Here is a 12,412-nt window from a genome sequence, read left to right as displayed (position 1 = left end):
CCATGACCCCATCCACCAGCCCCAATCTCGACAAGCTGCGCAACATCGTCCAGAAGTTCGGCGCCAGCTCCTTCACCACGGACCAGGTGGCCAGCGAATACGACGACGCCCCGGCCACGGCGGAAAGCACCGAGCAATTCGACGCCCTGCTGCAGCGCCACGCGGCCGTGCTGGGCATCCATGCCGTGCCCGGAAGCGGCGGCCAAGGCCACGGCGCCACCGTCTGGCAGCCGGCCTGAGCGCGCAGGCGGCGCAAAGCACGGCGCCGCTACACTCCCTGCGGCCGGCACGGTGCCGGCGCGCAGTTTCTTTTGATGTCCTCACTCTCTCCCCATACCTGGCTGCAGCTGTCCGTGGCAGCCAGTGCCTTGCTGGTGCTCGCCTCCATCGGCTGGGTCTGGCACGGCACGCGCGCCCTGCCCGCGGATTCGCGCGATGGCCGCAGCGCCCGGCGCATGGCGGCCCTGTTCGCCCTGGGCGCCCTGGCCTGGCTGGCCTACGGCCTGTACACGGGCTATGCCGCGCTGTGGAAAGCCGACGCGCTGATGCTGTTCGCCCAGCAAGGCGCGCTGCTGCGCCTGCCGTTTCTGATCGGCGGACTGGCCTGGGTGGCCGCGCTGCTGGTCACCCGCGTGCTGCGCATGCTGGGCCGGGCCGGATCGGCATGACCCGGCGCAGACCCCCACGGCGCTGAGCGCTCAGGGCGCCGCCACCTCCTTGGGCAGCACATAGGCGCGCACGCTGTCCCCGGCCTTGGTTCCGGTCGAACCATGCCCACCCGCCACCACCACCAGGTACTGGCGCTGGTCCGTGCCCAGGTAGGTCATGGGCGTGGCCTGGCCGCCTGCGGGCAGGCGGTCCTGCCAGAGCTGGCGGCCGCTGTCCACGTCGTAGGCGCGTACATAGTTGTCCAGTGCCCCCGAGTAGAAGGCCACGCCGCCAGCGGTCATCACCGGGCCGCCAATGCCGGGCACGCCCATGCGAAAGCCCAGCGGCAGCGGGCTCAGGTCACGCGGCGTGCCGTTGCGGCGCTGCCAGACGATCTGGCCCGTGCGCAGGTCGGCACCCGCCACAAAGCCCCAGGGCGGCGCCTGGCAGGGAATGCCCAGCGGCGAGACAAAGGGCTTGAGCCGCACCGCAAACGGTGCGCCGAAGTTTTCGTTGAGCGCGGGCAGGCCGTCCTTGGGCGGGCCGCCATCCTGCACCAGCAGCGAGGTATCGTCCGCACGCGGCACCAGGGTGGAGACGAAGGCCAGCCGCGTGGGCGTGGCAAACACCACCTGCCGGCGCGGGTCCACGGCCACGCCGCCCCAGTTGAAGACGCCGAAGTTGCCCGGATAGATCAGCGAGCCCTGCTCCGAGGGCGGCGTGAAGCGTCCCTCGTAGCGCAGGCGGCGAAAGGCCAGCCGGCACCACAGTTGCTCGAAGGGGCTGGCGCCCCACATGTCGCGCTCGGTCAGGGCCGGGGGGTTGAAGCTCAGTTGCGAATGCGGCTGCGTGGGCGCCGTGCGGTCGCCGCGTGCCGCGCCCTGCGGCGCAGCCACCTCGGTGACGGGCAGCAGCGGCTGGCCCGTGCGCCGGTCCAGCACGAACAGCTCGCCCTGCTTGGTGGGCTGTACCAGGGCGGGCACGCTGTGGCCGCCGATCTCCAGGTCGATCAGGCTGGGCTGCGAGGGCACGTCGTAGTCCCAGAGATCGTGGTGCACGGTCTGGAACACCCAGCGCACGGCGCCCGTGGCAATGTCCAGCGCCACCACCGAGGACGAATACTGCTCGGCCTCGGCGCTGCGCCGCCCGCCCCATTGGTCGGGCGGCGCATTGCCCATGGGCACGAAGACGAGGCCCAGCGTCTCGTCCACGCTGGAGATGGACCAGCTGTTGGGCGAGCTGGGCACATAGGTCTGCCCCAGGGGCAGCGGCGTGCTGTTGCCTGGCCGCCCCGGGTCCCAGGCCCACAGCAGCGCGCCCGAGCGGATGTCGAACGCACGAATCACGCCCGAAGGCTCGCGCGTGGAATGGTTGTCCAGCACCGTGCCGCCCACGATGATGCGGTCGCGCGCCACCACCACCGGCGAGGTCGAGTAGTACGAGCCCGGCTTGCGCTCGGGCATGCCCTGCCAGAGGTCGATCTGGCCCTGCCCGCCCGCCACATTGCTGCAGGTCTGGCCATCTGCGGGATTGAGCGCGACCACCTTGCCGTCGGCCGTGGCCATGAACAGCTTGGCGGTGCAGCGGCCGTCATCGCCAGGGGCTGCAGAAGCAGAAGCCGAAGCCGTGGATGCGGCGGTGGGTGCAGGCATGGCCTGCGCGCCGGGCTTCCTTGCAGCCGGCGCCACCGCCGAATGCGTCTGCCCTGCCGCCGCGTCGAACTGCGCGGCCGCCTGCGCCGACTGGTAGGACAGGCCCCGGCAGGTCAGATGCTGCAGCGCCAGCCCCTTGGGCATGGGCAGGTCGCGCCGCCACAGCTGCTTGCCCGTGGTGGCATCGAGTGCAATCACCGACTGGTGGGGCGTGCACAGGAACAGGCGCTCGCCGATCTTCAGCGGCGTGACCTCGAACGTGGTTTCTTCGGGATCGCCGGGTTTGCCGCGCACATCGCCCGTGCGGAACTCCCAGGCCAATTGCAGCAGCCGCACGTTGTGCGGGCCGATCTGGCGCAGCGGCGAATAGCGCTGGCCCGCTCCGGTGCGGCCATAGGCATGCCATTCGCCCTCGGGCACGGCATCGGTGGCATCGCCCTGCAGCACCGGCGGGCTGCGCAGGCCACCGGCATCGGAGGCCACCATGGACATGTTCTGCACGGCCGTGACCTGGCCGTCGGCCGGCAGGTCCGACGCGGCGGCGGCCGCGCCCGCAAACTGGCCCTGGGTTTCATGGGCATCGCGCTGGCGCCCGAATGACAGGCCCGCAAGAATGGCCGTGCCCAGCACCACCAGCGCCAGCGCCGCATGGGCTGGTGCCAGGCCCCGGTTCTGGCCCATGTCGGGCTCATGGCGCAGCGCACGCACCGACCAGGGCAGCACCAGCAGCAGGCCCATCAACCAGGGCACCCCCAGGCGCCCCGCCAGCGGCCACCAGTCCAGCCCTATCTCCCAGACCGCCCACAGCGCGGTGCCCAGCAGCCACAGCGCAAACAGCCACAGCGCCATGGCCGACCGGCGCGCCACGCCCAGGCCCACGGCCAACAGCAGCACACCTGCCACCACGTAGTAGCCGCTGCCCCCGGCCCACAGCAGTTGGGCGCCTCCCCAGGCCAGCCAGGCACCGGCGGCCCACAGCCACAGCACCGTCAACCATCGCCATGCCGTCATGCATGCTCCCTTCTCGCGGCGGCCCGGCACCTGTGGCTGCAGCGCACACCAGCAGCCAGGCCCTGAGGGCCCGGGAAAATCCGTGGCCGGGAATGTAGTGACAGCCTAGACCGCCGCAATGGCAGCGCTTGCAGGACGAATCCGATTCACGCGCACCGGGCGTGCGGCAGGCCGTTCGCGCCAGACGGGAAAGACAGGGGGCAAGGGCCGTTCAGCGGCCCGTGGGAGCCGCAGCGGCGGCGGCCGCGCTCCACAGCGCACGCAGCGACACGAGCTCGGCATCGAAGCGCTGGTTGATGCGGCTTTTTTCCTGCTCCTGCTGCTGGATGAAGCGCTGCTGCTCCTCCTGGCTGCTGCGGTTTTCATCGAGCTGGCGGCGCAGGGAGGCGGGGGCCTTGGACGGGTCCTTGCGGTAGAACTCCATCTCGCCATCGATCTTGACGCGCTGGGCCTGCAGCTCCTGTATGCGCTGGCGCGCCAGGTTGGCGACCTGGTCGGTCTGCGACAGGGCCTCGGCGCGTTCGGCGTCGTGCGCGGCCTGGTTGGGATAGCGCGCAATCAGCGCGCGCTCGCGCGAGCGCTCCTCGCGCACACGGCGCTGTTCGGCCTGCTCGCGGCGGCGCTGGGCATCGAGCTCGGCGCGCTCGTTGTCGGTCAGCGTGGGGCCGACGCGGCGCAGCTCCACACCGGAGCTGCCCAGCACACGCTGGTCGCGGTCCACGCATTCGGCAATCGGGCGGTCTGCCGTCAGGCGCCGGCCCTTGGCGTCGGTGCATGCATAGATGCCGGCCGGCACGCCGGCATCCAGGGCGCAGGCAGGGCCAGCCGCGGCACCAGCCAGGGCGCACCACAGGAACCGTGCATGCAACGCCTTGTTCATCAAACCCTTATCCCTTGTCGTTGACTCCGTAACGCTGGCGGTAGGCCAGCACGCGCTCATGGTGGCCGCTGCCTTCGCTGCCACCTTGAATCTCAAGATAAAGCAATAAGTCTGCCAGTTTTGCAATAGTGCAGACCTGCATGCCCAGCTGGTTGCGCACGTACTGCACGGCGCTGTGGGGCACGTCCTGGCCATTCTCGGTGGCCATTTCCTGGCGGTCCAGCGCGATCGCCACGGCATGCGGCGTGGCGCCTGCGGCGCGGATGATGGCGATGGACTCGCGCGCTGCCGTGCCGGCGCTCATCACGTCGTCCACGATCAGCACGCGGCCCTTGAGGGGCGCGCCCACCAGGGTCCCGCCCTCGCCGTGGTCCTTGGCTTCCTTGCGGTTGTACGCAAAGGGCTTGTTCAGGCCCATGCGGGCCAGCTCCACGGCCACCGTGGCGGCCAGCGGGATGCCCTTGTAGGCGGGGCCGAAGATCATGTCGAACTCGATGCCGCTGGCTGCGATGGCTTTTGCATAGAATTCGGCGAGACGGCCCATCTTGCCGCCGTCATCGAACAGGCCGGCATTGAAGAAGTACGGGCTCATGCGCCCGGCCTTGGTCTTGAACTCGCCGAAACGCAGCACCCCTGCGTCAACGGCGAATTGCACAAATTCCTGCGCCAGACGGCCTGTGTCATCGGCCTGCAGATTACTCACCACCATGGATTCATCCTTGTTCAAATTGACCAGCCTCAACCTCAACGGCATCCGCTCGGCCTCGACCAAGGGCGTCGAAGCCTGGATCGAGGCCACTGCGCCGGATTGTATTTGCGTGCAGGAAATCAAGGCCCAGGCCGCCGACATGACCGGACGCTTCGAGCTGCTGGCCGGCCTGCGCGGCCACTTCCACTACGCCGAGAAGAAAGGCTACTCAGGCGTGGGCGTCTACAGCCGCCACGAGCCCAGCGACGTCGTGGTCGGCTTCGGCTCGCACGAATTCGACGCCGAGGGCCGCTACGTGGAGGCGCGCTTCGACACGCCCGCGCGCAAGCTGTCCATCATCAGCGCCTACTTTCCCAGCGGCAGCTCGGGCGAACTGCGCCAGACGGCCAAGTTCCGCTTCCTGGCCGAAATGCACGATCACCTGATGCGCATGAAGGGCGAGCGCGAGTTCATCCTGTGCGGCGACATCAACATCGCCCACCAGCAGATCGACCTCAAGAACTGGCGCAGCAACCAGAAAAACAGCGGTTTCACGCCCGAAGAGCGCGAGTGGATGACAAAGTTGTTACACAAAACTGATCCCACGGGCGGTCTTGTGGACGTTTATCGCCTGCTCCAGCCGGACACCACGGACGCCTGCTACACATGGTGGAGCAACCGCGGCCAGGCCTATGCCAACAACGTGGGATGGCGCCTGGACTACCACCTGGCCACCCCGGCCACCGCCGCACTGGCTCGCACCGAGCACATCTACAAGGATGTGAAGTTCTCGGACCATGCGCCGGTCACCATCGGCTATGACATGAAGGTGTGAGACGTTCAAGCAGGGCCTTGGGTCGCGGCGGTTTGACTCGTCGCGCTCTCATACAGACACTGTGCGCATGATCTTTATCTGAGGGTTCCGAGATGAAATCCATTGCTGTCTCCAGCGCCAAGCGGCCAATCCATCTCACGATCAATGCAGATCTGGTGACGCAGGCCAAGGCCTATACCGACAATCTCTCGGCCACCATGGAATCCCTGCTGGCCGAATACGTTGCCAGGCAGGAGGGCGCACAGCGTGAGCGCCAACGGCTTGCCGACGCCTGCGCCTGCGACTGGAACGCGGTCAACATCGCGGTGGGTTCGTTCGCAGACGAGCACTCGACGCTCTAGTGGCGCAATTCGACGTTCATCGCAACAAGGGAGCCTTGCGCGACTCGATTCCCTACGTCGTCGTGGTCCAGTCCTCGCTGTTTGACCGCTACCGCCGTCGCGTCGTGGTTCCACTGGTTCGGCAGAATCTGCTGCCGCGCGGCACTCCAACCGTGGGACGAGGATGAATCCTGTGTTTGTCATTGAAGGCGTGCCGGTCGTCCTGCATGCCCTGGACATGGTTTCAGTCGCCCTGGATCAATTGGGTGAAGTGGTGCCCTCACTGGAGCATGAAGGCCAAGCCATCGCCGATGCGCTGGACGAATTGCTGACCCGGTCCGGGGGCTGACCCAAGATCGTTTTCAAGGAGGCCAGGGCTTGGGCCCTGCCCTCCTCGGACTTCAGCCCGGGCGCACGCCTCACTCCAGCGCCTTGCCCATGTCCTCCACCACCTTCTTGGCGTCGCCGAAGACCATCATGGTCTTGTCCATGTAGAACAGCTCGTTGTCCAGGCCCGCATAGCCGGCCGCCATGGAGCGCTTGTTGACGATCACCGTCTTGGCCTTGTAGGCCTCCAGGATGGGCATGCCGTAGATGGGGCTGCCCTTGACGTGTGCGGCGGGGTTCACCACGTCGTTGGCGCCCAGGATGATGGCCACGTCGGCCTGGCCGAACTCGCTGTTGATGTCCTCCATCTCGAAGACCTGGTCGTAGGGCACCTCGGCCTCGGCCAGCAGCACGTTCATGTGGCCGGGCATGCGGCCCGCCACCGGGTGGATGGCGTACTTCACGGTCACGCCCCGTTCGGTGAGCTTGTCGGCCAGCTCCTTGACCGCGTGCTGGGCACGCGCCACGGCCAGGCCGTAGCCGGGCACGATGACCACGGTCTCGGCATTGCCCAGGACGAAGGCCGCATCGTCGGCGCTGCCGCTTTTCACGTTGCGCTGCTGCTGGGAGCCTGCCGCCGCGCTGGTGGCCTCGCCGCCGAAGCCGCCCAGGATCACGCTGAAGAACGAGCGGTTCATGGCCTTGCACATGATGTAGCTCAGGATGGCGCCCGAGCTGCCCACCAGCGAACCCGCAATGATCAGCATGCTGTTGTTCAGCGAGAAGCCGATGCCCGCCGCCGCCCAGCCCGAGTAGCTGTTGAGCATGGACACGACCACCGGCATGTCCGCGCCGCCAATCGGAATGATCAGCAGCACGCCCAGCAGCAGGCCCAGGGCGATGACCAGCACGATGTCCATCCAGCTTTGGCTGTGCCAGAAGCCGAAGACGAAGAAGGCTGCTGCCAGCCCCAGCACGGCGTTGAGCGCATGCTGGCCCTTGAACTGCACGGGCGCGCCCTGGAACAGGCGGAACTTGTACTTGCCGCTGAGCTTGCCGAAGGCGATCACCGAGCCCGTGAAGGTCACGGCGCCGATGAAGGCGCCCAGCGCCAGCTCCACGCGGTTGCCGCCGGGAATGGCGCCGCCCTTGGCCGTGATGGCAAAGGCCCAGGGCTCGGCCACGGCGGCCACGGCGATGAACACCGCCGCCAGGCCGATCATGCTGTGCATGAAGGCGACCAATTCGGGCATCTTGGTCATCTCCACGCGCTGGGCCATGACGGCACCGGCCGTGCCGCCGACCAGCAGGCCCAGCAGCACCCAGCCCAGGCCCAGGGCGTTGCCGCCGGCCAGTTGCACGATGAGCGCCGCCGTGGTCAGCACGGCGATCACCATGCCGGCCATGCCGAACAGGTTGCCGCGTATGGAGGTGGTGGGATGCGACAGCCCCTTGAGCGCCTGGATGAAGCAGACGCTGGCCACCAGGTAGAGCAATGTGACGAGGTTCATGCTCATGACTGGCCCTCCGCCTTGGCGTCCTTGCCGTCCTTTGCCGGAGCGCTCTTGCGCTCTTTCTTGCGGAACATCTCCAGCATGCGCCGCGTGACCAGGAAGCCGCCGAATACGTTGACCGCAGCCAGCGCCACGGCCAGCACGCCCATGGTCTTGCCCAGGCCCGTTTCCGTGAGCGCCGCCGCCAGCATGGCGCCGACGATGACGATGGCCGAGATGGCATTGGTCACCGCCATCAGCGGCGTGTGCAGCGCGGGCGTGACGGTCCACACCACGTGGTAGCCCACGTAGATGGCCAGCACGAAGATGATGAGATGGATGATGGTGGGGGATACGGCTTCCATGTCATTTCCTCCGCAGCTGGCCTTCATGGGCCATCAGGCACGCGGCCACGATGTCGTCCTCCATGTCCACATGCAGGGCGCCATCCTTGTTGATGATGAGCTTGAGAAAATCGAGCACATTGCGTGCATACAGGGCCGAGGCATCGGCCGCCACCATGGCGGGCAGGTTGGTCAGGCCCACGATGGTCACGCCATGCGTGACCACGGTCATGCCGGCCTGGGTCAGCGGGCAGTTGCCGCCGCGCTCGGCCGCCAGGTCCACGATGACGGCGCCGGGCTTCATGGCCTGCACCATCTCGGCCGTGACCAGCACGGGAGCGGGCCGGCCCGGGATCAGCGCCGTGGTGATGACCACGTCGGCCTGGGCCACGCGCTTGGCCACCTCGGCCTTCTGGCGGTCCAGCCAGCTTTGCGGCATGGGGCGGGCGTAGCCGCCCACGCCTTCGGCGGCCTCCTTCTCCTCGGCGGTCTCGTAGGGCACGTCGATGAACTTGCCGCCCAGGGATTCGACCTGCTCACGCACGCTGGGCCGCACATCGCTGGCCTCGATCACGGCGCCCAGGCGCTTGGCCGTGGCAATGGCCTGCAGGCCGGCCACGCCCACGCCCAGCACCACGACGCGCGCGGCCTTCACCGTGCCGGCCGCCGTCATCAGCATGGGAAAGAAGCGCTGGTACTGGTTGGCCGCAATCATCACGGCCTTGTAGCCGGCGATATTGGCCTGGCTGGACAGCACGTCCATGCTCTGCGCACGCGTGGTGCGCGGAGCCGCCTCCAGCGCATAGGCCGTGATGCCCGCATCGGCCAGGCGCTGCAGGCCTGCGGGCTGGAACGGGTCCAGCATGCCAACCAGCGTTGCGCCCTTGCGGATGCCGGGCAACTCGTCCTCCGAAGGGATACGGACCTTGAGCACCAGGTCGGCGCCCAGGGCGCCTGCCACATCGACGATCTCCGCGCCCGCTGCCTCGTACAAGGCATCGGGCACGCTGGCCGCCACTCCCGCCCCCGCCTGCACGCGCAGCACATGGCCTTGCGCACGCAGCTTCTTGACGGTCTCGGGGGTCGCAGCCACCCGGGTTTCTCCTGCCATGGTCTCGGCAGGCACGCCAATCAACATACCGGTTCTCCCTCGCGTGATGCCGGTACCCGCCCTGCATTGCGCAGGTGGCGGCCCGGCCCATCCTCGAAAAAATCCTTGCGTGCCTGCATCGGGGGCAGGCTGGCTTGGCGGCACGGCTAGCTTGTAACACGGCGGCGTTGCCGCAGCCACGGGGTCTGCCCGCGAGGCTGTCTCCTGTCCGTCACAGGACCTGGATTGCCACGAGATGACAGCCACATTAAATGATCGCCATCCACGGCCCGGCGGACCGCTGCCGTGTCCCAATGCGCCTTTGAACGACTGCAGCGGCGCATCCGCGCAGTGCGAAGGAATACACCATGGGACTCTTGCAAAGACTGTTCGGAAATCATTCGCGCGGCGGCCACCACGGCGGCGGCGCATACCGTGCCGCAGCCGTGGCGGCGGTCTGCCCCGGCTGCCGTGCATCCATTGCCGCCAGCTCGCGCTTTTGCCCGCAGTGTGGCGGCGCGGTGCTGCCGCAGGCCTGCAGGAACTGCAACGCCAGCCATCCGGCCGGCGCGCGGTTCTGCGGGCAATGCGGCCAGCCGACCACCTGAGGGCGCAAGCGGGGCGGCCCTGCGCTGCCATCAGGGGAAGGAGCGGGAATAATGGGCGCTTTCGCCAGAAGCACCCACGCCGCCCATGCTCCAGTACCACACCATCCCCGTCACCGCCTTCCAGCAGAACTGCTCGCTGGTCTGGTGCGACCAGACCATGGAAGCCGCCGTCATCGACCCGGGCGGCGACCTGGAGCAGATCGGCTGGGAGATTGAGCGCCTGGGCCTGGCGCTCAAGGCCATCTGGCTCACGCACGCCCACATAGACCACGCGGGCGGCACGCGCGAGCTGGCCGATGCACAGCAGCTGCCCATCATCGGCCCCCATCCCGGCGACCAGTTCTGGATCGATGCGCTGCCCCAGCAGGGCGCCATGTTCGGCTTCCCGCATTCGGACCCCTTCACGCCCACGCGCTGGCTGCACGATGGCGACACGGTGAGCATCGGCCAGGAAACGCTGCAGGTGCGCCACTGCCCCGGCCATACGCCCGGCCACGTGGTGTTCCATGCGCCGCAGATCGACCGCGCCTTCGTGGGCGACGTGCTGTTCGCGGGCAGCATCGGCCGCACCGACTTTCCCCAGGGCAACCACCAGCAGCTGATCGACAGCATCGTCCAGCGCCTGTGGCCCATGGGCGACCAGACCGTGTTCATCCCGGGCCACGGCCCCGAAAGCAGCTTCGGCCGCGAGCGCAAGAGCAACCCCTACGTGGGCGGGACCTGAGCCTGCAGCTGTCTCAGCCCAGCACCTCGATCCACCGATAGCCCAGACGCACGCTGCCGCCCGCCTGCAGCTTGCGCAGCTCCTCGTTCACGCGCTGGCGCGAGGCGCCCACCACATGCGACAGATCGCCCTGCGATATGCGCAGCAGGGTGCGGCCACCGGGCAGGGGCTGGCCGTTCTCTGCCGCCAGAACCTGCAAGGTGGCCCAGACCCGGGCATGCAGCGTGTCCTCCGAACTGATGAAGATGGTGTCCAGCAGCCCGTTCACGCGCAGGCTCAGCAGGCGCGCCACAGCCAGGCATGCGGGTGCATCGCGCTCCAGGAAGTCCAGCAGCGGCTGGCGCGGCAGCACCAGCACCTCGACATCGCCATCGGCCACCAGGTCCACGGGCACGGGCGCATTGCCCAGCACCGAGCTGATGCCGGTGATCTCCCCGGCCTCCAGCCAGCGCGTCATGCGCTCGGTGCCGCCCACGGTGAAGGCCACGACACGAAAGCGCCCTGACAGCAGCACCAGCGCATGGTCGGCCGCATCGCCGCGCTTTTGCACGAACTTTCCATCGCGGTAGCGGCGCCTGGAGCCTATGGCCCGCAGCCCGCGTGCCGATGCGGCCGGCAATTCGGCCAGCAGGTCCACGCGATAGCGCTCGCTGCGGGCCTGCGCCAAAGACGTGTTGGGGGAACCGAGCTTGGTGTTCACCCGCCCATTGTCCCTTTCGCGGCAATTGGCGCATAGCACCATCCTTGTAATCGGCCCCATACCCACACGTATGGAGCCCGCCCCATGATCCGCACCACGCTCGCCCTGGTATCCGCCTTCGTGTTCGCCCTGCTCTCGACCCAGGCAGCCCTGGCACAGACGCCCACGCTGCGTATCCAGGACTACCCCGGCATCGGCAATTTCCTGGTGCGCGTGGCCAACGCGCGGGGACTGTGCGAGAAGCACGGCATACGCTGCGAACTTCGCCCCATCCCGCAGGCGCCGCTGGCGCTGCAGACCTTGCTGGCCGGTGACCTCGAAGTGGCGTTTACGCCGCCCGAGGTGCTGCTTCAGGCGGTCAACAAGGGCGCCGACCTCAAGGTGATCGGCAGTGGCGCGAGCGCGCCGACGTTCTTCCTCATGGCCTCGTCGGCCCTGCCCACCCCGCATGCCGCCCAGGGCTATCCCGCCGTGATGCAGGACTTCAAGGGCCGGCGCATCGGCGTGACGGCGCGTGGCAGCGCGGCCGAGTTCCAGCTCGTGAGCCTGCTGCAGGGCGCGGGCATGAAGGCGGACGACGTCACCATCGTCGCCGTGGGATCGCCCAACACCGCCTTTCCGGCGATTGCGCAAAAGCAGGTCGATGGCCTGATGCTGTTCTCGCCCATGGATGGCTTTTGCGAGGTCAGCCAGGCCTGCCGCATCGTCGTCGATCCGCGCAGGGGCCAGGGCCCCGCCGAGGTGTTGGACACCAACGGCGCCGGCGTGCTGCAGGTGGTGCGCGCCGACTTCCTGCGCAAGAACGCCCCGGCCGTGGAGGGCTTGCGCCGCGCCATGAACGAGGCGGCCGACTATGCCCGCGAACCGGCCCATTTCGATGCATTGCTCAAAGTCGCGCAGGACAGCTTCAGGATCAACACGCCAGGCGGCGACCGGATCCTGGAGGTGGCGCTGCGCAACGCCATTCCTTCCATGCAGTTCGCAGTGGACCCCGGGGCATTGCAGCACGCCGCCCGCTACCTGCAGCGCACGGGGCAGATCAGCCGGCTGATCGACACCGCGCCCCTGCTGGCGCAGTGAAGGAGGCGCTCG

The 12,412-nt window shown here is 68.0% G+C and carries 16 protein-coding genes; 9 read left to right on the top strand and 7 right to left on the bottom strand.

Annotated features, from left to right (window positions below):
- Window positions 1-2 precede the first annotated feature (2 nt).
- Window positions 3-239 carry a hypothetical protein gene (locus tag CLV01_RS02140; protein ID WP_013800215.1) on the top strand — a complete coding sequence of 79 codons (237 nt, stop codon included), beginning with the start codon at window positions 3-5 and terminating at the stop codon, window positions 237-239.
- Window positions 240-314: 75 nt separating this feature from the next.
- A complete protein-coding gene (locus CLV01_RS02135; protein WP_063327711.1) occupies window positions 315-668 on the top strand; it encodes a hypothetical protein in 354 nt (117 codons plus the stop codon).
- 30 nt (window positions 669-698) lie between these two features.
- On the opposite strand, the gene CLV01_RS02130 is transcribed toward CLV01_RS02135, so the two are convergent.
- The 3 genes from CLV01_RS02130 to pyrE all read right to left on the bottom strand — a co-directional run bounded on the left by CLV01_RS02130 (window position 699) and on the right by pyrE (window position 4,900).
- Window positions 699-3,311 carry a membrane-bound PQQ-dependent dehydrogenase, glucose/quinate/shikimate family gene (locus tag CLV01_RS02130; RefSeq protein WP_099732470.1) on the bottom strand — a complete coding sequence of 871 codons (2,613 nt, stop codon included), beginning with the start codon at window positions 3,309-3,311 and terminating at the stop codon, window positions 699-701.
- Window positions 3,312-3,522: 211 nt separating this feature from the next.
- Window positions 3,523-4,191 (bottom strand): hypothetical protein, encoded by a 669-nt coding sequence (locus CLV01_RS02125; protein ID WP_043821876.1) that lies wholly within the window; start codon window positions 4,189-4,191, stop codon window positions 3,523-3,525.
- Between the two features lie 7 nt (window positions 4,192-4,198).
- On the bottom strand, window positions 4,199-4,900 hold the full coding sequence (gene pyrE, locus CLV01_RS02120) for an orotate phosphoribosyltransferase (protein ID WP_088166584.1): 702 nt from the start codon (window positions 4,898-4,900) through the stop codon (window positions 4,199-4,201).
- Window positions 4,901-4,910: 10 nt separating this feature from the next.
- Between pyrE and CLV01_RS02115 the strand changes: the two genes are divergently transcribed.
- The 4 genes from CLV01_RS02115 (at window position 4,911) to CLV01_RS02100 (ending at window position 6,383) form a co-directional block, all read left to right on the top strand.
- Window positions 4,911-5,714, top strand: coding sequence for an exodeoxyribonuclease III (locus tag CLV01_RS02115; protein WP_013800210.1), 804 nt, complete (start codon window positions 4,911-4,913; stop codon window positions 5,712-5,714).
- Window positions 5,715-5,806: 92 nt separating this feature from the next.
- Window positions 5,807-6,055, top strand: coding sequence for a type II toxin-antitoxin system CcdA family antitoxin (locus CLV01_RS02110; protein WP_088166582.1), 249 nt, complete (start codon window positions 5,807-5,809; stop codon window positions 6,053-6,055).
- Entirely contained in the window at window positions 6,055-6,222 is a 168-nt protein-coding gene (locus tag CLV01_RS29805) for a CcdB family protein (protein ID WP_180288350.1), read from the top strand. The genes CLV01_RS02110 and CLV01_RS29805 overlap by 1 nt, the downstream gene beginning before the upstream one ends.
- The gene (locus CLV01_RS02100) at window positions 6,219-6,383 is read left to right on the top strand and encodes a CcdB family protein (protein ID WP_099732472.1); all 165 of its coding nucleotides are present in this window, start codon (window positions 6,219-6,221) and stop codon (window positions 6,381-6,383) included. Before CLV01_RS29805 ends, CLV01_RS02100 begins: the two co-directional genes overlap by 4 nt.
- A 70-nt stretch (window positions 6,384-6,453) precedes the next feature.
- Here CLV01_RS02100 and CLV01_RS02095 read toward each other — a convergent pair whose 3' ends face one another.
- The 3 genes from CLV01_RS02095 to CLV01_RS02085 are packed head-to-tail and all read right to left on the bottom strand — an operon-like array spanning window position 6,454 to window position 9,336.
- Complete coding sequence (locus CLV01_RS02095; RefSeq protein WP_012202277.1) at window positions 6,454-7,878, bottom strand: NAD(P)(+) transhydrogenase (Re/Si-specific) subunit beta; 1,425 nt, start codon at window positions 7,876-7,878, stop codon at window positions 6,454-6,456.
- Window positions 7,875-8,219, bottom strand: coding sequence for an NAD(P) transhydrogenase subunit alpha (locus tag CLV01_RS02090; RefSeq protein WP_012202276.1), 345 nt, complete (start codon window positions 8,217-8,219; stop codon window positions 7,875-7,877). Before CLV01_RS02090 ends, CLV01_RS02095 begins: the two co-directional genes overlap by 4 nt.
- A 1-nt stretch (window position 8,220) precedes the next feature.
- On the bottom strand, window positions 8,221-9,336 hold the full coding sequence (locus CLV01_RS02085) for a Re/Si-specific NAD(P)(+) transhydrogenase subunit alpha (protein WP_063327715.1): 1,116 nt from the start codon (window positions 9,334-9,336) through the stop codon (window positions 8,221-8,223).
- A 320-nt stretch (window positions 9,337-9,656) separates the two neighbouring features.
- On the opposite strand from CLV01_RS02085, the gene CLV01_RS02075 reads away from it, so the two are divergent.
- Both CLV01_RS02075 and CLV01_RS02070 read left to right on the top strand, forming a co-directional pair.
- Entirely contained in the window at window positions 9,657-9,896 is a 240-nt protein-coding gene (locus CLV01_RS02075) for a zinc ribbon domain-containing protein (protein ID WP_013800208.1), read from the top strand.
- A gap of 85 nt (window positions 9,897-9,981) precedes the next feature.
- On the top strand, window positions 9,982-10,620 hold the full coding sequence (locus CLV01_RS02070; RefSeq protein ID WP_012202273.1) for an MBL fold metallo-hydrolase: 639 nt from the start codon (window positions 9,982-9,984) through the stop codon (window positions 10,618-10,620).
- Between the two features lie 13 nt (window positions 10,621-10,633).
- Here CLV01_RS02070 and CLV01_RS02065 read toward each other — a convergent pair whose 3' ends face one another.
- Window positions 10,634-11,320, bottom strand: coding sequence for a Crp/Fnr family transcriptional regulator (locus CLV01_RS02065; protein WP_099732474.1), 687 nt, complete (start codon window positions 11,318-11,320; stop codon window positions 10,634-10,636).
- Between the two features lie 84 nt (window positions 11,321-11,404).
- Between CLV01_RS02065 and CLV01_RS02060 the strand changes: the two genes are divergently transcribed.
- Complete coding sequence (locus CLV01_RS02060) at window positions 11,405-12,400, top strand: ABC transporter substrate-binding protein (protein ID WP_099732475.1); 996 nt, start codon at window positions 11,405-11,407, stop codon at window positions 12,398-12,400.
- The last annotated feature ends 12 nt before the right edge of the window (window positions 12,401-12,412 follow it).

It is taken from the genome of Delftia sp. 60, from assembly GCF_002754395.1.
Taxonomy (GTDB): Bacteria; Pseudomonadota; Gammaproteobacteria; order Burkholderiales; family Burkholderiaceae_C; genus Comamonas; species Comamonas acidovorans.
This window is presented reverse-complemented; position numbering and strand designations above follow the sequence as displayed.

What these genes read in the sequence shown, in the direction of transcription:
- CLV01_RS02125 (WP_043821876.1), bottom strand. Translation starts at nt 4,191, where the DNA reads ATGAACAAGGCGTTGCATGCACGGTTCCTGTGGTGCGCCCTGGCTGGT.
- CLV01_RS02075 (WP_013800208.1), top strand. Translation starts at nt 9,657, where the DNA reads ATGGGACTCTTGCAAAGACTGTTCGGAAATCATTCGCGCGGCGGCCAC.
- CLV01_RS02110 (WP_088166582.1), top strand. Translation starts at nt 5,807, where the DNA reads ATGAAATCCATTGCTGTCTCCAGCGCCAAGCGGCCAATCCATCTCACG.
- CLV01_RS02100 (WP_099732472.1), top strand. Translation starts at nt 6,219, where the DNA reads ATGAATCCTGTGTTTGTCATTGAAGGCGTGCCGGTCGTCCTGCATGCC.
- CLV01_RS02095 (WP_012202277.1), bottom strand. Translation starts at nt 7,878, where the DNA reads ATGAGCATGAACCTCGTCACATTGCTCTACCTGGTGGCCAGCGTCTGC.
- CLV01_RS02085 (WP_063327715.1), bottom strand. Translation starts at nt 9,336, where the DNA reads ATGTTGATTGGCGTGCCTGCCGAGACCATGGCAGGAGAAACCCGGGTG.
- pyrE (WP_088166584.1), bottom strand. Translation starts at nt 4,900, where the DNA reads ATGGTGGTGAGTAATCTGCAGGCCGATGACACAGGCCGTCTGGCGCAG.
- CLV01_RS02090 (WP_012202276.1), bottom strand. Translation starts at nt 8,219, where the DNA reads ATGGAAGCCGTATCCCCCACCATCATCCATCTCATCATCTTCGTGCTG.
- CLV01_RS02130 (WP_099732470.1), bottom strand. Translation starts at nt 3,311, where the DNA reads ATGACGGCATGGCGATGGTTGACGGTGCTGTGGCTGTGGGCCGCCGGT.
- CLV01_RS02070 (WP_012202273.1), top strand. Translation starts at nt 9,982, where the DNA reads ATGCTCCAGTACCACACCATCCCCGTCACCGCCTTCCAGCAGAACTGC.
- CLV01_RS02060 (WP_099732475.1), top strand. Translation starts at nt 11,405, where the DNA reads ATGATCCGCACCACGCTCGCCCTGGTATCCGCCTTCGTGTTCGCCCTG.
- CLV01_RS02140 (WP_013800215.1), top strand. Translation starts at nt 3, where the DNA reads ATGACCCCATCCACCAGCCCCAATCTCGACAAGCTGCGCAACATCGTC.
- CLV01_RS02135 (WP_063327711.1), top strand. Translation starts at nt 315, where the DNA reads ATGTCCTCACTCTCTCCCCATACCTGGCTGCAGCTGTCCGTGGCAGCC.